Here is a 16995-nt window from a genome sequence, read left to right on the forward strand (position 1 = left end):
CCGGTCAACAATCACTGGATCGTGCTACAAGACCGCGTTCAAGGCAGGGCGGCGAAGCCGTCGGCAAAACCCTTGAGGTCGACGGGAATGCCGATGCCTTCTTCGGGCGTCTGGAAGACGATAAAGGTCGCCGACGTACCGGTCTTCAGCGTGTCGAGCAGCGGCTTTTCCAGGATGACCTCGGCATAGCAGCCGTCCTGGAAACAGCGCACGAAATAGGCGCGGCCGATATCCTTGCCGTCGACATTGAGGCCGAGGCCGTTGGGCAACAGCACGCCGAGCGGCGCCAGCACACGAAGGATTTCGGCCTTGTTGTCGGCTGTACGCAGCACGACAACGGAAAGACCCATTTCCGGGCGGTCCTCGGCGACGACGTTCTGCATCATCACGCATTGTTCGGACGTAGCACCGGCCGGCGTATCGCAGATGATCGACCACGCCCCATGCGTCGACTTCACCGTGCCGTTTGGCTGCGCGGCATTGGCCAGGCCGCCGCCTGACAAGGCTATTGCGGCGGCAACAAGGATGACCTCCGCCAAGGTTCTCGAAAGCCAAGCGTTCATGACGGCTCCATTGCGAATCACGGCACTTTAAGCCGCACTAAACCCAAGTAAAGGACGAGACCCCCGCGGTCTGCCCCGACATAGGCGACAATGCGCTTTTCCGTGCCAATTTCGCCCTAATTGCGACGGTTTCGCGCGCCGCGCGGCTCATTCTGCCGGGATGCCGCTCCGGTGATTCGCGACGAGCGGTCACCGCACGAAGCTACAGCCGCGCTTGCGCGCAAAAATGCCGCACGGGTTCCGCCGCTCCTTTCTTGCGGAGGCAAATAGAGTATGGTTTGAACCAGCCTTGAATTGTCCGGGATTCCCGTCCCGGCATTATTCGGCATTCTTGCGGTCCGATCGCGAGGAACTGGGAGATGACGAGGGCGATGAGAAAATTCCTGGCAACCGCCAAAATCGTAGCTAGTGCCGCCGCCACGTTGTTTGCCGCTGCATCCGCTCATGCAGCCCAGCCTCAACCCTGGGAAACCAGTTTTCAGCCTCCGGCGACCGATATTATGAGGCAGATCGAGTGGTTCGGAAACTATTCGTTCGCGTTCATCATTGTGATCACCGCCTTGGTGCTTTTTCTGATCGCCTACTGCATTTTGAAATTCCGGGCGAGCGTCAACCCGACCCCGTCGCGCACCAGCCACAACACGCTGATCGAGGTCATCTGGACTGTCGGTCCCGTCGTCATCCTGCTCTGTCTCGCCATTCCTTCGTTCCAGCTGCTGACCGCGCAATACACGCCGCCGGAAGAAGCCAAGCTGACCGTCAAGGCGACAGGCAATCAGTGGAACTGGGATTACGAATACCAGGTCGACAACACGCTTTCCTTCAATTCCGCGATCCTTCAGGATGCCGACAGGGCTGCTGCCGGCAAGGAAGATCGCGCCGCCTATCCGCGCCTGCTCGCCGTCGACAATGAGATGGTGGTGCCTGTCAACACCATGACCCGCGTGCTGGTGACGGCGACCGACGTCATTCACGCCTTTGCCATGCCGTCCTTCGGCATCAAGACCGACGCGGTGCCGGGCCGCATCAACGAGGTGTGGTTCAAGGCCGACAAGGAAGGCCTCTATTACGGCCAGTGCTCGGAACTCTGCGGCAAGGACCACGCCTTCATGCCGATCGCCATTCGCGTCGTCTCCGATGCGCAATACAAGACCTGGCTGGCGGCAGCCAAGACCGATCTTCCCGGCGCCAACAAGGCGCTGATGGCCGAGGTCGATGGCACGAACAAGGTAGCGGCCGCCGGCAACTGATGCCGCGACCAGAAAAGATTCAGGGAACGGAGCCGACCATGGCAGACGCTGCAGCTCACGACGACCACGACCACAAGCCGTATCATGGCTGGGTCCGGTGGGTGTATTCGACCAACCACAAGGACATCGGTACGCTTTATCTGATCTTCGCGATCATGGCGGGCTGCATCGGTGGCGCCTTATCGGTCGTCATGCGCATGGAATTGCAGGAGCCGGGCATCCAGATATTCACTGGCCTGGCACAGATGGTCTACGGCATGAACGGTGACGCCGCCATCGACGGCGGCAAGAGCATGTACAATGCCTTCACCACCGCGCATGCGCTGATCATGATCTTCTTCATGGTGATGCCGGCGCTGATCGGCGGCTTTGCCAACTGGATGGTGCCGATCATGATCGGCGCGCCGGACATGGCGTTCCCGCGCATGAACAACGTCTCGTTCTGGCTGCTGCCGCCGGCTTTCATCCTGCTGATTATCTCGGCCTTCGTCCCGAGTGCGCCAGGCGCCTATGGCGTCGGTGGCGGCTGGACGCTTTATCCGCCGCTCTCGACATCGGGCCAGCCTGGACCGGCCATGGACCTGGCGATCCTTTCAATCCACATCGCCGGCGCCTCCTCGATTCTTGGCGCCATCAACTTCATCACCACCATCTTCAACATGCGCGCGCCCGGCATGACCATGCACAAGATGCCGCTGTTCGCGTGGTCGGTGTTGATCACCGCCTTCCTGCTGCTGCTGTCGTTGCCGGTGCTGGCCGGCGGCATCACCATGCTTTTGACCGACCGCAATTTCGGCACCACCTTCTTCGCCCCGGACGGCGGCGGCGACCCGATCCTGTTCCAGCACCTGTTCTGGTTCTTCGGCCATCCAGAAGTCTATATCCTGATCCTGCCGGGCTTCGGCATCATCAGCCATATTATCTCGACCTTTTCGAGGAAGCCGGTGTTCGGCTATCTCGGCATGGCCTATGCGATGGTTGCCATCGGCGCGGTGGGCTTCATCGTCTGGGCCCACCACATGTACACGACGGGCCTGTCGCTCGACACCCAGCGCTATTTCGTCTTCGCCACCATGGTCATCGCGGTGCCGACGGGCGTGAAGATCTTCTCGTGGATCGCCACTATGTGGGGCGGGTCGATTTCGCTTAAGACCCCGATGCTGTGGGCGATCGGCTTCATCTTCCTGTTCACAGTTGGTGGCGTCACCGGCGTGCAATTGGCCAATGCCGGCCTCGACCGCCCGCTGCACGACACCTATTTCGTGGTTGCGCACTTCCACTACGTGCTGTCACTGGGCGCGGTCTTCGCCATCTTCGCCGGCTGGTACTACTGGTTCCCGAAGATGACCGGCTACATGTATTCGCCGGTGATCGCCAACACCCACTTCTGGGTCACTTTCGTCGGCGTCAACCTGGTCTTTTTCCCGCAGCATTTCCTCGGTCTCTCCGGAATGCCGCGTCGCTATATCGACTATCCCGATGCCTTCGCCGGCTGGAATATGGTGTCGTCCTACGGCTCGTACATCTCGGCTGTCGGCGTCGTCATCTTCCTGTTCGGCGTCTTCGAGGCGTTCCAGAAGAAGCGGGTCGCCGGCGCCAATCCTTGGGGTGAGGGTGCGACCACGCTGGAATGGCAGCTGCCTTCGCCGCCGCCGTTCCACCAATGGGAACAGCTGCCGAAGATCAAGTAGGCGGTTGCCTCCTTTAATACGGAACCGCCGGCCGTCCGGCGGTTTTGGCCAACGGAATGATGGACTCTAAGTACGCATGGCCCTTGCCGAAGACAGACTGATTGACGAGCCGGGCTTCCGCATGTCGGAAGCGACGGCGGGCGATTTCTTCGCCCTGCTGAAGCCGCGCGTCATGTCGCTGGTGGTGTTCACAGCGTTTGTCGGCATGGTCGCCGCCCCGGTGACCATCAATCCGCTGCTGGCGGTGATCGCGATCCTGGCTATTGCCATTGGTGCCGGCGCGTCCGGTGCGCTCAACATGTGGTATGACGCAGACATCGATGCGGTGATGACGCGCACCGCCGGCCGTCCCGTGCCGGCCGGCCGCATACGGCCTGGCGAGGCATTGAGCTTCGGGCTGGTGCTGTCGGTTCTGTCGGTGATGACGCTCGGCGTGCTGGTCAACTGGTTGGCCGCATCGCTTCTGGCCTTCACCATCTTTTTCTATGCCGTCATCTACACGATGTGGCTGAAGCGCTGGACGCCACAGAACATTGTCATCGGCGGTGCTGCCGGTGCCATTCCGCCGGTCATCGGCTGGGCGGCGGTAACCGGATCGGTCAGCCTCGAAAGCTTGGTGCTGTTCCTGATCATCTTCCTGTGGACGCCGCCGCATTTCTGGGCGCTCGCGCTCTTCAAGTCGGAGGACTATGCCAAGGCAGGCATTCCGATGATGCCGAATGTCGCCGGCCAGGCTTCGACCAGACGCCAGATCTTTGCCTATGCGCTGGTCCTCGCACCGGTTGGCGTGCTGCCATGGGTTCTCGGCTTCACCACGCCAGCCTATGGCGTCGTTGCATTGCTGCTCGGCGCCGGCTTCGTCTGGTATGCGTGGAAGGTGCTGCAAATGGCCGATGACGACCGGGCGATGAAGCCGGCCAAGGCCCTGTTCGGCTATTCGCTGCTCTATCTCTTCGCCATCTTCGCCGCCTACCTTGGCGATTGCGTCGTCGCGCGCGCGCTGACCATCGGTGGAGCATGAGCATGGCCGAAAAGAAGCTTGAACTGGTCACGCTGACCGACCGTCAGCAGAAGGCCCGCCGCAATCGCTCGGCCGCAATCGGCTTCGCGCTGGCGGCGCTGGTCGTCATATTCTACGTCGCGACCATCGTGAAATTTGGTCACAGCGTCACCGGTTCGATGTGAGCTGAACATGACCAGGCAAACAGTCACCGATCCTACGAAGAAGAATACGAACCGCGTCGTCGCCGGCGTCTGCATCGCGTTCTTCGGCGGCATGATCGGCATGGCCTATGCCGCAGTGCCGCTCTACGCGATGTTCTGCCAGGCGACAGGCTACAGCGGCACCGTTAAACGGGCGACCCAGCAATATGCCGATCGGGTGCTCGACCGTGACATCACCATCCGCTTCGATGCCAACACCGTCGGCATTCCCTGGCAATTCCAGCCGGTCGCCCGCTCGATCACCATCAAGATCGGCGAAACAGCCGAGGCGCATTTCAGCGCGACCAACAAATTCAGCCGGCCCATCACCGGACGCGCCACCTTCAATGTACAGCCTGAACTGGCCGGACCTTACTTCAACAAGGTCGAGTGTTTCTGCTTCACCGACACGACGCTGAAGCCGGGCGAGACGTTGGACATGCCGGTCGTGTTCTATGTCGATCCCGACATCGTCAACGCGCCGGAACTGAAGGATTTGAGGACGATTACCCTGTCCTATACGATGTTCCCGGTCGACAAGACCAAGCCGGTCGCATCATCGGTGCCGGCCGACGGCCGCCGCAACAAGAGTTCAGATACCGAAGCAAGCCTCGGGGGTTGATATGGCAGACGCACACGCAAAACCACAACATGACTACCACCTCGTCGACCCGAGCCCATGGCCTTTCCTGGGCTCCGTCGGGGCGCTGGTGACCGCGATCGGCGGCGTCTGTTACATGCAATATCTCAAGGGCGGCGATTTCCCCATCTTCGGTTTCAACATCGCCAATCCATGGTTGTTCTTCATCGGCCTGCTGATCGTCATCTACACGATGTTCGCCTGGTGGTCTGATACGATCAAGGAAGCGCATGAGGGACACCACACTCGTGTCGTGTCGCTGCATCTGCGCTACGGCATGATCATGTTCATCGCCTCCGAGGTGATGTTCTTCGTCGCCTGGTTCTGGGCCTTCTTCGACGCCAGCCTGTTCCCCGGCGAGGTCCATCAGTATGCCCGTACCGCCTTCACCGGCGGCGTCTGGCCGCCCAAGGGCCTCGAAGTTCTCGACCCTTTCCATCTGCCGCTTTACAACACCGTCATCTTGCTCCTGTCGGGCACCACGGTGACCTGGGCGCACCACTCGCTCATCCACGGCGACCGCAAAGGGCTGATCAATGGCTTGGTGCTGACCGTCGGCCTCGGCATGCTGTTCACCATGGTGCAGGCCTACGAGTACATGCATGCGCCGTTCGGCTTCAGGGATTCGATCTACGGCGCCACCTTCTTCATGGCGACCGGCTTCCATGGTTTCCACGTCATCATCGGCACTATCTTCCTGCTGGTCTGCCTGATCCGCGCCATGAAGGGCGACTTCACGCCCAAGCAGCATTTCGGCTTCGAGGCCGCCGCCTGGTACTGGCATTTCGTCGACGTGGTGTGGCTATTCCTGTTTGCCTCGATCTATGTCTGGGCATCGAACGGCGCAATGATCGAACCGCACTGACATTGGCCCGAGGAAATGGGCCCGAGGAAAATGGGGCCGAGGAAATAGACAAGGCGGCTGCGGCGACGTGGCCGCCTTATCTTTTGCGGCAAATGCTCCTAGGATGACCCCATGAGCGACGACAAGGCGATCTGGCCACCAATCGATCCGATCTCGGCCGGCCTGCATGGCCGCTGCCCCCGCTGTGGCGAGGGCAAGCTGTTCTCCGGGTTCCTCACCGTCGGCGATCGCTGTACCAATTGCGGCCTCGATTATTCCTTCGCCGATGCCGGCGACGGGCCGGCGGTGTTCGTTATTCTGATCATCGGCTTCATCGTCGTCGGCCTGGCGCTGTGGATGGAGGTGACGCTCAATCCGCCGCTCTGGCTGCATCTGTTGCTGTGGATTCCGCTGACGCTGGTGCTTTGCCTGGCGGCGCTCAGGCTGATCAAGGGCGTGCTGCTGACGCTGCAATACCGCAACAAGGCGGCCGAGGGCCGGCTGGACCGCGGCGAATGAGCGAGGCATCAGGTTTGGTGGCCGGCCGGTCGAGGCCGAAACGCGCATTGGCGCTCGGCCTGGGTATCGTCGTATTTTTGATCCTGCTGGCACTCGGCACCTGGCAGGTTCAGCGCCTGCACTGGAAAGAGGGCCTTCTCCAGACGATCGACCAGCGCACGCATTCGGCGCCTGTGCCATTGGCCGAGGTCGAAAAGCGGTTTGCTGCCACCGGCGACGTGGACTACACGCCGGTGATAGTGACCGGCACTTTCCTGCATCAAGGCGAACGGCATTTCCTCGCCACCTGGGAAGGCCAGTCCGGCTTCGATGTGTTCACGCCGCTGCAGCTCGACGATGGCCGTTTCGTGCTGATCAACCGCGGCTTCGTGCCCTACGATTTCAAGGGCCCCGCCAAGCGGCCGCAGGGGCAGGTGACGGGCAAAGTGACGGTGACGGGGCTCGCCCGCAACCCGCTGCCGGCCAAGCCCTCGATGATGCTTCCAGACAATGACCCACAGAAGAACATCTTCTACTGGAAAGATCGTGACGCGATGGCCTCGAGCGCCGGCCTGCCGGCAGGTGCGGTGCTGGTGCCGATCTTCATCGATGCGAACGCGGCGGCCAACCCCGGCGGGTTGCCGGTCGGCGGCGTCACCGTCATCGACCTGCCGAACAGCCATCTGCAATATGCGATAACCTGGTACGGCCTTGCCGTCGCCCTTGCCGGTGTCCTGATCTCCTGGCTCCGCCGCCCGGCGAAAGACCAATGATCGCCGCCACTACCCTTGACAGGGCAGGGCCGCACACCTCATTTCGCGCCTTGAGCTCAGAAGTCATAGTCCGATCAACCGGCCTACAATCAGCGTAAGATGCAATCATGCTTCAGACAAAGCCACCGCTGACCATCCGGCTCTGCCAGCCGCGCGGTTTCTGTGCGGGCGTCGACCGTGCCATCCAGATCGTCGTGCTGGCACTCAAGAAATATGGCGCGCCGGTTTATGTCCGCCACGAGATCGTGCACAACCGCTACGTCGTCGAAGGGCTGCAAAGTCTCGGCGCGGTGTTCATCGAGGAGCTCTCCGAGATCCCGCCCGAGCATCGCCAGAGCCCCGTTGTCTTTTCGGCGCATGGCGTGCCGAAATCGGTACCGGCCGACGCCCAGTCCCGCAACCTCTTCTATCTCGATGCGACTTGCCCGCTGGTCTCGAAGGTCCACAAGCAGGCAATGCGCCATCAGCGGCTTGGGCGCCACGTGCTTTTGATCGGTCATGCCGGGCATCCGGAGGTGATCGGCACAATGGGCCAGTTGCCGGACGGCGCGGTCACTCTGATCGAGACCGAAGCCGACGCCGCAAGCTTCGGGCCCGCAGACCCGCAAGCGCTCGGTTTCGTCACCCAGACGACGCTGTCGGTCGAGGACACTGCCGGCATCATCCGCGCCCTGCAGCAACGTTTTCCCGAGCTGCACGCGCCGGCGGCGGAATCGATCTGCTATGCCACCACCAATCGCCAGGAGGCGGTCAAGGAAACAGCAGCCGGCGCCGATCTTTTCCTGGTCGTCGGTGCGCCCAACTCCTCCAACTCGCGACGCCTTGTCGAAGTGGCCGAGCGCGCTGGCGCCTCGATGTCGCTTCTCGTGCAGCGCGCCTCCGAAATTCCGTGGAATGACATTGCCGGCATCTCGACACTCGGCCTGTCGGCGGGCGCCTCGGCGCCGGAGATCATCGTCGACGAGATTGTCGATGCCTTCCGGCAGCGCTTCGACGTAACCATCGAGTTGGCCGTGACGGCGACGGAGACGGAGGATTTTCCGGTGATGCGGGTGTTGCGCGATGTCGAACTGACGGCAGCCGACATGGCCTTCGTCAACGGGGCTGCGTAGCAACGATGGCGGTCTACACCGACGTCAATGAGGGCGAGCTCGGCGCGTTCCTCAGGAACTATCCGGTCGGCGATCTCTTGTCCTACAAGGGCATCGCCGAAGGCACCGAAAATTCGAATTTTCTGCTGCACACCAGCAGCGGCTCCTACATACTGACGCTTTACGAGAAGCGCGTCGACAAGGCTGACCTGCCGTTCTTTCTGGGCCTCATGGCCCACCTCGCCAGAAAGGGCATTTCGTGCCCGCTCCCGGTCACCGCGCAGGATGGCGGTGTGATCGGAACGCTTGCCGGCCGGCCGGCGGTCATCATCACCTTCCTTGAGGGTCTATCGCTGCGGCGGCCGACAGCTGGGCATTGCGGCGAGGTCGGCAAGGCTCTGGCGGCACTGCATCTCGCCGGCGCGGATTTCCCGATGACCCGCCCCAACGCCCTTGCCATCGATGGCTGGCGCAAGCTGTGGAACGCCGCCCACGCCCGCGCCGATGAGGTCGAGCCGGGATTGGCGGCCGAGGTCGATGCCGATTTCGCCGATTTCGAGCGGAACTGGCCGAACGGTCTGCCGCAGGGCATCATCCATGCCGATCTTTTCCCGGACAATGTATTCTTCCTCGGCGAGAAACTGTCCGGGCTGATCGACTTCTATTTCGCCTGCAACGACCTCTACGCTTATGATGTTGCCACGTGCCTCAATGCCTGGTGCTTCGAGAAGGATTTTTCCTTCAATCTGACCAAGGGCACGGCGTTGCTTGCCGGCTACCAAAGCGTGCGGCCGCTGAGCAGCGACGAGAAAGCGGCGCTGCCGATGCTGGCGCGCGGTTCGGCGCTGCGCTTCATGCTGACCCGGCTCTACGACTGGCTGACGGTCCCGGACGGCGGGCTTGTGATGAAACGCGACCCGACCGAATATATCCGCCGGATGCGCTTCCATCGGGCGATCAACTCTCCTTCCGAATATGGACTAACATGACCAAGCGCGTTGAAATCTTCACCGATGGTGCCTGTTCGGGCAATCCCGGGCCTGGCGGCTGGGGCGCGGTCTTGCGCTTCAACGGTGTCACGAAAGAACTGTCGGGCGGCGAGGCTGCCACCACCAACAACCGTATGGAACTGTTGGCGGCCATCTCGGCGCTTAATGCGCTCAAGGAGCCCTGCGCCGTCGATCTTTATACCGACAGCAACTATGTCAAGGACGGTATTTTCAGCTGGATCGACGGCTGGAAGCGCAACGGCTGGAAGACGGCCGCCAGGCAGCCGGTGAAGAATGCCGAGCTGTGGCAGCAGCTCGATGCAGCGCGTAACCGCCATCAGGTCACCTGGCATTGGGTCAAGGGCCATGCCGGCCATCCCGAGAACGAGCGCGCCGACGAATTGGCGCGGCTCGGCATGGCGCCATTCAAGAAAGGGCTCGTCAAGACTGTGGCACCAGTACCAGGTTCGCAGTCAAAGCAGCCGACGACCACAAAGGCGCGGCGCTCGACCCAAAGCTATTGAATTCCGGCTGCGGGTCCGCTCTCTGGCAGGAAGAGCTCTATCATGCCGATCGCATACTACATCACGCATCCCCAGGTTCAGGTCGATGCCAACGTTCCAGTGGCGGAATGGGGACTATCCGACGTCGGGCGAGCGAGAACATCGGCAATGCTCGATCAGCCGTGGGTTGGGTCGATTCGGCGGATCGTGTCATCGGGTGAACGCAAGGCGATAGAAACCGCCGAGATACTCGGAAGGCATCTCCGCCTTGCGATCGAGGTGAGGGAAGGGATGCATGAGAATGACCGATCGGCAACCGGTTTCCTGCCGCCTTCCGAGTTCGAAGCGGTCGCCGACCAATTCTTCGCCAATCCAAACAGCAGCATTCGTGGATGGGAGCGAGCTATCGATGCCCAGCGTCGTATTCTAAGCGAGGTAGACACTGTGCTAGGCACCGACGCCGCTGTCGACGTCGCATTCATAGGTCACGGAGGTGTCGGAACGCTCCTGCTGCTCTCTTTGAGCGGTCGGGAAATCAGCCGCGAGGCGGATCAGCCAGCGGGCGGCGGGAACTACTTCGCATACGATACCGGTGCGCGTCGCGTTATCCATGGATGGCAGCCGATCGACAGGCCGGCGCAGCGCCGCGACGGCTGACTTGGCTATCGGATGAGCAGGGCGGTGCCGAACAGTCCGAGCGCGAACACCGTGTGCGACACCAGATTGAGGGCGCGGACCTGCATTGGATTGGGGCGCTTCGAAGCGGCCCAGCCGGCACCCATGCCGGGCGCCAGCAGAAACCAACCGGCGCCGACGGTGACGATGCCGAGGATAAAGGCCGGCAGGAAGGTCGGCGCGGTGAGCCAGGCCGTTCCGGCCAGCACGACCAGTATGATGCCGTAGACGATGCCGACAGCATAATGAAAGGCCCAGCCAAGTGCAGATTCATGCGCATAGGGCGAGGCCTCGCCAATGTCGTCATGGAAGACCTTGCCTTCCCTGAGATGCCAGACCCAGCGGCCGACCAGCCCCCAGTTCGGCCGCGGCTGAGCAAACGCCTTGTTCAGGAAAATCGCCCAGATATCCATAAGCGCGGTTGCGCCGATACCGATCGCGACAGCGCGCCAAAAGATGTCAGACATAACCGAGGTCCCCAAAAGCAAGCAGTCCCGAAGCGCCGACGCATGGCCCCGAAAACCGGGTCGGCTTTCGGAAGGATCATGCGCCGATGAAAAGGCGGCATCCTTTGAACGCGTAGCGCTCGAAGGCGCCCTTTGTCATCCCTGGCCTAGGCTGTCGCCAAGACGGAAAGCTGTCCGAGAATGTGAGCCGCACCGGACTCGTCGACGCCGGGCTTTGTCTCGACATTGAGTGCGGTGACCTTGCCGTCATCGACGATCATCGAAAAACGCCTCGAGCGCAGCCCCATGCCGCCGCTGGAGAGGTCGGCGTCGAGGCCGACCGATTTGGCGAAATCGCCATTGCCATCGGCAAGATAAAGTATTTTGCCTTCACCGCCGCTGAAGCGAGCCCAGGCTCCCATGACGTGAACATCGTTGACCGAGACGACGACGATAGTGTCGACGCCGCGCGCCAGGATGGCGTCGTAATTATCCAGGTAGCCCGGCAGGTGATTATTGCTGCAGGTCGGCGTGAAAGCGCCTGGAACGCCAAACAGCACGACCGTCTTTCCTGAGAATATCTCGCCCGTCGTGATCGGCTTTGCACCGTCGGCGGTCATTGTCTTGAAGGTCGCACCCGGCAGTTTGTCGCCAACGGAGATCGTCATGATGGTCCTCGCTTGAGAATGGAAAGGGAGTGTCCTTGCGATAGCGAACTAAGGCGCGCCCGGCAACCGTCCAGACGTTGGCATCACGGAAAAGGCAGCAGGCCTTCGACCGCGCCAGCGGCACTTGTCAGTGTGTAGTGAAGGCCGCCATCGGTTGGCGTTGTCGACGGCCTGTCGAGGATCGGCACCGTAAAGATCAGCTTGCCATCCTTTTCGCTGCGGGTCGGGGCACCGAACATGTAGTCGCGTTCGCCGGCAACGAAGAAGTCGGCGGCCTCGGGAGTGCCCGGAAAGCTCGCTTCGACAATCAGGGTTTCGTGATCGCCCGGCAGTACGTTTATTCCGAAATCGGGCGTTGCCGTGGCGGGCAGAGTTGCAAGGCCTGCCTTGACCAGTGCCGCATCCTCGGCGTTGTCGGGATCGGCGCCGGGATCGATGGTCAGCCTTGTCTGCACCGGGATGCAGATGGTTTCGCAAATGCCGAGGAAGATGTCCGCATCGATGACGGCCGGCTGGCCGGGTGCAGCAAGCGTGAACGTCACCGGCAATGAAACCGGGTGGTCGTAGCCGGCCCATTTGCCATAGCCGTCATCGTGGCGCTGCGGCGGCGGAAACGAAAGCGTCGCGTCGGCAATGTTGGTGCTGGCCGAGATGTCGATCTGTGGCGGCACGCCCGCATCGCCCGGATCGCGCCAATAGGTCTTCCAGCCTGGCTTCAGCGCAATGTCGAGGACACCTTGGAGACGCCCGGCCTCGTCGGCTTTGCCGCTCGTCACCAGCCGCACCCGGCCGCCTTCGCTATTGTACCAGGCCGACGAGGAGGCTGAGGCGGGGAGGCAGGTCGCCGACCCAATGGCCACGCCAAGCAGCAGGATTTTCAAGCTTTGCATGGCAATGATTTGATCGTCTATTGATGGCCGCACAATGATTTCATGACGCCGCCGGCATCATATTTGCGTGACCTTTGACTTAAGAGCCTGATCAAATCGGGCGCCGCCCATCTTTTCGGCGCCCTGGAAACGCGTTACGCTGTGGTCATGGATTTGTTGCGTCATAAAAAGACGGCCGCAGGACCCGGCTTTCTCGACGACCAGTTCCTGATTGCCATGCCCGGCATGAAGGACGACCGCTTCACGCGCTCCGTCATCTACATTTGCGCGCACAGCGACGAAGGCGCGATGGGGTTGATCATCAACCAGACGCAGCAGATGCTGTTTCCGGACCTGCTCGTGCAACTCGGCATCATGAACGAACTGGAGGCAATTCGCCTGCCGCCGCCGGCGCGCGACTTCGTCGTGCGCAATGGCGGACCGGTGGATCGCAGCCGCGGCTTCGTCCTGCATTCGGGCGACTACCGGGTGGAATCCTCGCTCGCCGTGTCCGACGACGTCTGCCTGACTGCGACCGTCGACATATTGCGCGCCATCTCCTCCGGCCGCGGACCCCGGCGGGCTCTGATGGCGCTCGGCTATGCCGGCTGGGGTGCGGGTCAGCTTGAAAACGAGATCGTCGAGAATGGCTGGCTGACTTGCCCGGCTAGTGCCGAGCTTCTGTTCGACGCCGACATCGACCGCAAATACGACCGGATCCTTGCCTCGATCGGCATCGATCTCGCGCATCTCAGCCTGGCTGCCGGTCACGCCTGAACCTCATTACGTCCCGAAATTTGTCACGCCTGAGTGAGCGGATACTGTTCCTTCAGCGTCTTCAGCACCTGGTCGCCCGGCATCGGCGCTCCGAACATGAAACTCTGCACGTATTCGCAGCCCATCTGCCGCAACTCCAGCGCATCGCTCTCGTCCGAAATGCCTTCGGCGACAACCGACAGGCCGAGTTCATGCGCCATGTTGACCATGGATTTGAGCAGCACCGCGCGTTTCGGCGTCGCGTCGTCGACGAAGCTCTTGTCGATCTTGATGGTGTCGAACGGAAAGCGTGTCAGATAGGCCAGCGATGAATAGCCGGTGCCGAAATCGTCCAGCGACAGGCCGATGCCAAGCTGCTTCAGCTTGGTCAGCACATGGGCGGTCTGCTCGGGATTGTCCATCACCAGCGATTCGGTGAGTTCGAGCCGGAAGCAGCGCGGTTTCAGATTGGCCCGCGCGATCACCGAGCGGACGTCGCTGACCAGGTCGCGGCGGATGAGCTGACGGCTGGACAGATTGACCGAGACCGACAGCGGCGCATCGCCGATCTGCTTTTGCCATCCTGCTAGGTCTTCGGCAGCCTGTTGCATGGCAAACAGGCCAAGCTGCACGATCAGGCCGCAGTTTTCGGCGACCGGGATGAAATCCGCCGGCGGGATCATGCCGCGACGCGGATGGTCCCAGCGCAGCAGCGCTTCGAAGCCGGCAACGCTGCCGTCCTCCAGCCGCACGATTGGCTGATAGGCAAGCGTGAATTCGCGTCGTTCGATAGCGCGGCGCAGATCGGACTCGAACTGCAGCCGGTCGGTGCCGACGGTGCGGAAGGCTGGCCGGAACGGCTCGATCCTGTCGCCGCCGAAGCGCTTGGCTTGATGCATGGCAAGCTCGGCGTCCTTGACCATGTCCTCAGCCGAGGTCTGCGTGGAGGTCCAGGTGATCAGCCCGATCGAGGCGGTCAGCACGATCTCGCGCTTGGCGAAGGTGATCGGGTTGTTGATGGCGTGCTTGATGGCATCGGCAATGGCCGCGATGCGAGCCGGATCCTGCTCCGACAAAAGCATCAGCGCGAACTGGTCGCCGGCAAATCGCGACAGCGAATCCTTCGGCTTGAGCAGCCGGTGCAGCCGCCGCGCGATGGTCAAAAGGATGGTATCGCCGGCCGAGATGCCGAGCCCGTCATTGACCTGCTTGAAGCGGTCGATGTCGATGACGAAGACGGTCGGGCGCACCTTCTCTTCGGTACGGGCGATCGAGATGATCGCCTCCAGCCGGTTCATGAACAGCTCGCGGTTGGGCAAGCCGGTCAGATTGTCGTGCACGGCGTCGTGCAGCAGCCGTTCCTCGGATTTCTTCTGCTCCGTCACGTCGACCATGGTGCCGACGCAGCGGATGACCTCGCCGTCCGAGCCGATCACCGGCCGGGCACGCAGCGAAAACCAGTGATAGTGCCCGTCGGCGCCGCGCAGGCGGAAGTTTTGCGACACCCGGCCGCGCCGGTGCTCGAGCACCACGTCGAGCGTCGTGCGAAACGTGTCGCGGTCGTCGGCATGCAGCACCGGCAGCCAGTTGCGGGCAGGGCCGCCGAGGCTGTTGGGCGCAAGGCCGAGCTGAATGCTGACGTCGGGACGAGTGACGACGCGGTCGCGCAGCACGTCCCAGTCCCACACAGTATCGCCCGATCCGGCAACCGCCAACGCCTGCCGCTCGAGGTCGGAGAACAGGCCCTGATGCAGGGCGCCGCCGGCAAAAGCGTGCTGCATCACGGTGAAGCCGATCAGCAGGATGATGAGGATCAGCCCACCGCCGAGCGCCGGCTGGGCGATATCGTTGTCCAGCATGCCGGTGATTGCCATCCACGATCCGCATAGCCACAGCAGAACCATCACCCAACTGGGCACCAGCATGATGGCGCGGTCGTAACCGCGTATACCGAGGAAGATGATCAGGCCGAGCCCGGTCAGCGCGGTGGCTGCGAAGGACAGCCTGGCAATGCCGGCGGCAACCGCCGGATCGACGATGGCAACGCCGGCGATCAGCACCAGCCCGAGGATCCAGACCAGTGCGCCGTAGCTGAAATGGCCGTGCCACCGGTTGAGGTTGAGATAGGCAAACAGGAACACCACGAAGGTCGCCGCAAGCGCCACCTCCGTTCCGGCGCGCCACATCTGCTCATTGCCCGGGGATATTTCTATGATCTTGTTGAGAAAGCCGAAATCGACGCAGATATAGGCAAGCACCGCCCAGGCTAGGGCCGCCGTCGCCGGGAACATCGAGGTCCCCTTGACGACGAAAAGAATGGTCAGGAACAGCGCCAGCAGGCCGGCGATGCCGATGACGATGCCACGAAACAGCGTGTAGGAATTGACCGAGTCCTTGTAGGATTCGGGGTCCCACAGATAGACCTGCGGCAGCTTGGGCGAGGCGAGCTCGGCGATGAAGGTAATCACCGTTCCGGGGTTCAGCGTCACCCGGAACACGTCGGCGTCTGGGCTGGTCTGGCGGTCGAGCGCAAAGCCTTCGCTGGGCGTGATCGCGGCGATACGGGTCGAGCCGAGATCCGGCCAGAACAGGCCGGAATTCACCAGCCGGAAATGCGGTGCGACAATCAGCCTGTCGAGCTGCTGGTCGGTGGTATTGGCGAGCGCGAACACCGCCCAGTCGCCGGTCGAGCGCGCGTCATTGGCCTCGACCTCGATTCGCCGCACGATGCCGTCCGGGCCGGGTGCCGTTGAGACCTGGAAATTCTCGCCCTGGTTGCGGTAGATTTCAACGGCACCCGAAAGGTCGAGCGCCACGTCGTCGCGGGCAATCTTGATCGGTTCGACCGCAAACGCCGAGGATGCCGCGCAGAGCGTGACGATTGCCGCCAGCATAAGGGCAAGCAGCGACCCGTTGCGCAGAAAATTCGTCAAAATCAGCCCTTTGTTCCAACGCCCGGCGGATCGTCCGCGATTCGGGCGTATAGGTAATGGTCCTGCCAGATGCCGTTGATCCTGAGATAGGATCGTAGCAGTCCTTCGCGCCGGAATCCGGCTTTTTCAAGCACGCGGATCGACCGGGCGTTATCGGGGATACAGGCAGCTTCGATCCGGTGCAACCGTAGCGTTTCGAAGGCGAAACGCGTCACCACCTTGACGGCATCGGTCATCAGGCCGCGTCCGCTGAAGCGCTCGCCGATCCAGTAGCCGATATGGCCGCTTTGGGCGACCCCGTGGCGGATATTGCCGAGGGTGATACCGCCGGCAAGCTTGCCGCTGCTTTTCTCGAAGATGAAGAAGGCGATCGCCGTCCCCTGCGCATAGTCCTCGCGGTAGCGGCCGATACGATGCCGCCATGCGGTGCGGTCGAGCTCGTCAGGGGTCCATCGCGGCTCCCACGGCTCAAGGAAGGCGCGGCTTTCGCCGCGCAGCACCGACCACTCGCGATAGTCGTTGGTCAGCGGCACACGCAGTGTGACAAGGTCGCCCTTCAGTGCCGGCAGGTCGCGGCGAAAGAAAGGGAGCGCGAACACGACG

At 62.0% G+C, this 16995-nt stretch carries 19 protein-coding genes; 13 read left to right on the forward strand and 6 right to left on the reverse strand.

What is annotated here, in order from left to right; translation table 11 throughout:
- Positions 1-38: 38 nt before the first annotated feature.
- Positions 39-563: an invasion associated locus B family protein gene (locus tag NKH01_RS04975; protein WP_353010725.1), complete on the reverse strand. Its 525-nt coding sequence runs from the start codon at positions 561-563 to the stop codon at positions 39-41.
- Between the two features lie 371 nt (positions 564-934).
- Here NKH01_RS04975 and coxB point away from each other — a divergent pair, with 371 nt between their 5' ends.
- From coxB to NKH01_RS05035, 12 genes are all read left to right on the forward strand, one after another.
- Positions 935-1813 carry a cytochrome c oxidase subunit II gene (gene coxB / locus NKH01_RS04980; RefSeq protein ID WP_023716919.1) on the forward strand — a complete coding sequence of 293 codons (879 nt, stop codon included), beginning with the start codon at positions 935-937 and terminating at the stop codon, positions 1811-1813.
- Positions 1814-1851: 38 nt separating this feature from the next.
- On the forward strand, positions 1852-3504 hold the full coding sequence (ctaD, locus tag NKH01_RS04985) for a cytochrome c oxidase subunit I (RefSeq protein WP_023716920.1): 1653 nt from the start codon (positions 1852-1854) through the stop codon (positions 3502-3504).
- Between the two features lie 76 nt (positions 3505-3580).
- The gene (locus NKH01_RS04990; protein WP_352483710.1) at positions 3581-4525 is read left to right on the forward strand and encodes a heme o synthase; all 945 of its coding nucleotides are present in this window, start codon (positions 3581-3583) and stop codon (positions 4523-4525) included.
- Complete coding sequence (locus tag NKH01_RS04995; RefSeq protein WP_023716922.1) at positions 4522-4689, forward strand: cytochrome c oxidase system small membrane protein; 168 nt, start codon at positions 4522-4524, stop codon at positions 4687-4689. Before NKH01_RS04990 ends, NKH01_RS04995 begins: the two co-directional genes overlap by 4 nt.
- 7 nt (positions 4690-4696) lie before the next feature.
- Complete coding sequence (locus tag NKH01_RS05000) at positions 4697-5329, forward strand: cytochrome c oxidase assembly protein (protein ID WP_353019258.1); 633 nt, start codon at positions 4697-4699, stop codon at positions 5327-5329.
- Position 5330: 1 nt separating this feature from the next.
- Positions 5331-6212: a cytochrome c oxidase subunit 3 gene (locus NKH01_RS05005; RefSeq protein WP_023716924.1), complete on the forward strand. Its 882-nt coding sequence runs from the start codon at positions 5331-5333 to the stop codon at positions 6210-6212.
- A 111-nt stretch (positions 6213-6323) separates the two neighbouring features.
- Positions 6324-6710 (forward strand): DUF983 domain-containing protein, encoded by a 387-nt coding sequence (locus NKH01_RS05010; RefSeq protein WP_023716925.1) that lies wholly within the window; start codon positions 6324-6326, stop codon positions 6708-6710.
- The gene (locus tag NKH01_RS05015; RefSeq protein ID WP_352895029.1) at positions 6707-7462 is read left to right on the forward strand and encodes an SURF1 family protein; all 756 of its coding nucleotides are present in this window, start codon (positions 6707-6709) and stop codon (positions 7460-7462) included. Before NKH01_RS05010 ends, NKH01_RS05015 begins: the two co-directional genes overlap by 4 nt.
- 107 nt (positions 7463-7569) lie before the next feature.
- The gene (ispH, locus tag NKH01_RS05020) at positions 7570-8574 is read left to right on the forward strand and encodes a 4-hydroxy-3-methylbut-2-enyl diphosphate reductase (RefSeq protein WP_353019261.1); all 1005 of its coding nucleotides are present in this window, start codon (positions 7570-7572) and stop codon (positions 8572-8574) included.
- Between the two features lie 5 nt (positions 8575-8579).
- On the forward strand, positions 8580-9542 hold the full coding sequence (locus tag NKH01_RS05025; RefSeq protein ID WP_023716928.1) for a homoserine kinase: 963 nt from the start codon (positions 8580-8582) through the stop codon (positions 9540-9542).
- Positions 9539-10066, forward strand: coding sequence for a ribonuclease HI (gene rnhA / locus NKH01_RS05030; protein WP_352483707.1), 528 nt, complete (start codon positions 9539-9541; stop codon positions 10064-10066). The genes NKH01_RS05025 and rnhA overlap by 4 nt, the downstream gene beginning before the upstream one ends.
- 42 nt (positions 10067-10108) lie before the next feature.
- Entirely contained in the window at positions 10109-10702 is a 594-nt protein-coding gene (locus tag NKH01_RS05035) for a histidine phosphatase family protein (RefSeq protein WP_352639232.1), read from the forward strand.
- A 5-nt stretch (positions 10703-10707) separates the two neighbouring features.
- Here NKH01_RS05035 and NKH01_RS05040 read toward each other — a convergent pair whose 3' ends face one another.
- From NKH01_RS05040 to NKH01_RS05050, 3 genes are all read right to left on the reverse strand, one after another.
- The gene (locus NKH01_RS05040; protein ID WP_352483706.1) at positions 10708-11187 is read right to left on the reverse strand and encodes a DUF2938 domain-containing protein; all 480 of its coding nucleotides are present in this window, start codon (positions 11185-11187) and stop codon (positions 10708-10710) included.
- Between the two features lie 146 nt (positions 11188-11333).
- On the reverse strand, positions 11334-11834 hold the full coding sequence (locus NKH01_RS05045) for a peroxiredoxin (protein WP_353019264.1): 501 nt from the start codon (positions 11832-11834) through the stop codon (positions 11334-11336).
- 83 nt (positions 11835-11917) lie between these two features.
- A complete protein-coding gene (locus NKH01_RS05050) occupies positions 11918-12724 on the reverse strand; it encodes a protein-disulfide reductase DsbD domain-containing protein (RefSeq protein WP_023716933.1) in 807 nt (268 codons plus the stop codon).
- Between the two features lie 147 nt (positions 12725-12871).
- Here NKH01_RS05050 and NKH01_RS05055 point away from each other — a divergent pair, with 147 nt between their 5' ends.
- On the forward strand, positions 12872-13480 hold the full coding sequence (locus NKH01_RS05055) for a YqgE/AlgH family protein (RefSeq protein WP_023716934.1): 609 nt from the start codon (positions 12872-12874) through the stop codon (positions 13478-13480).
- A 23-nt stretch (positions 13481-13503) separates the two neighbouring features.
- Here the strand turns inward: NKH01_RS05055 and NKH01_RS05060 are convergent, their stop codons facing one another.
- A complete protein-coding gene (locus tag NKH01_RS05060; RefSeq protein WP_023716935.1) occupies positions 13504-16392 on the reverse strand; it encodes an EAL domain-containing protein in 2889 nt (962 codons plus the stop codon).
- 2 nt (positions 16393-16394) lie between these two features.
- Positions 16395-16991: a GNAT family N-acetyltransferase gene (locus tag NKH01_RS05065; protein WP_023716936.1), complete on the reverse strand. Its 597-nt coding sequence runs from the start codon at positions 16989-16991 to the stop codon at positions 16395-16397.
- Positions 16992-16995: the final 4 nt, after the last annotated feature.

The organism is Mesorhizobium sp. M1403, assembly GCF_040317695.1.
Lineage (GTDB): Bacteria > Pseudomonadota > Alphaproteobacteria > Rhizobiales > Rhizobiaceae > Mesorhizobium.

What these genes read in the sequence shown, in the direction of transcription:
- NKH01_RS04975 (WP_353010725.1), bottom strand. Translation starts at nt 563, where the DNA reads ATGAACGCTTGGCTTTCGAGAACCTTGGCGGAGGTCATCCTTGTTGCC.
- coxB (WP_023716919.1), top strand. Translation starts at nt 935, where the DNA reads ATGAGAAAATTCCTGGCAACCGCCAAAATCGTAGCTAGTGCCGCCGCC.
- ctaD (WP_023716920.1), top strand. Translation starts at nt 1,852, where the DNA reads ATGGCAGACGCTGCAGCTCACGACGACCACGACCACAAGCCGTATCAT.
- NKH01_RS04990 (WP_352483710.1), top strand. Translation starts at nt 3,581, where the DNA reads ATGGCCCTTGCCGAAGACAGACTGATTGACGAGCCGGGCTTCCGCATG.
- NKH01_RS04995 (WP_023716922.1), top strand. Translation starts at nt 4,522, where the DNA reads ATGAGCATGGCCGAAAAGAAGCTTGAACTGGTCACGCTGACCGACCGT.
- NKH01_RS05000 (WP_353019258.1), top strand. Translation starts at nt 4,697, where the DNA reads ATGACCAGGCAAACAGTCACCGATCCTACGAAGAAGAATACGAACCGC.
- NKH01_RS05005 (WP_023716924.1), top strand. Translation starts at nt 5,331, where the DNA reads ATGGCAGACGCACACGCAAAACCACAACATGACTACCACCTCGTCGAC.
- NKH01_RS05010 (WP_023716925.1), top strand. Translation starts at nt 6,324, where the DNA reads ATGAGCGACGACAAGGCGATCTGGCCACCAATCGATCCGATCTCGGCC.
- NKH01_RS05015 (WP_352895029.1), top strand. Translation starts at nt 6,707, where the DNA reads ATGAGCGAGGCATCAGGTTTGGTGGCCGGCCGGTCGAGGCCGAAACGC.
- ispH (WP_353019261.1), top strand. Translation starts at nt 7,570, where the DNA reads ATGCTTCAGACAAAGCCACCGCTGACCATCCGGCTCTGCCAGCCGCGC.
- NKH01_RS05025 (WP_023716928.1), top strand. Translation starts at nt 8,580, where the DNA reads ATGGCGGTCTACACCGACGTCAATGAGGGCGAGCTCGGCGCGTTCCTC.
- rnhA (WP_352483707.1), top strand. Translation starts at nt 9,539, where the DNA reads ATGACCAAGCGCGTTGAAATCTTCACCGATGGTGCCTGTTCGGGCAAT.
- NKH01_RS05035 (WP_352639232.1), top strand. Translation starts at nt 10,109, where the DNA reads ATGCCGATCGCATACTACATCACGCATCCCCAGGTTCAGGTCGATGCC.
- NKH01_RS05040 (WP_352483706.1), bottom strand. Translation starts at nt 11,187, where the DNA reads ATGTCTGACATCTTTTGGCGCGCTGTCGCGATCGGTATCGGCGCAACC.
- NKH01_RS05045 (WP_353019264.1), bottom strand. Translation starts at nt 11,834, where the DNA reads ATGACGATCTCCGTTGGCGACAAACTGCCGGGTGCGACCTTCAAGACA.
- NKH01_RS05050 (WP_023716933.1), bottom strand. Translation starts at nt 12,724, where the DNA reads ATGCAAAGCTTGAAAATCCTGCTGCTTGGCGTGGCCATTGGGTCGGCG.
- NKH01_RS05055 (WP_023716934.1), top strand. Translation starts at nt 12,872, where the DNA reads ATGGATTTGTTGCGTCATAAAAAGACGGCCGCAGGACCCGGCTTTCTC.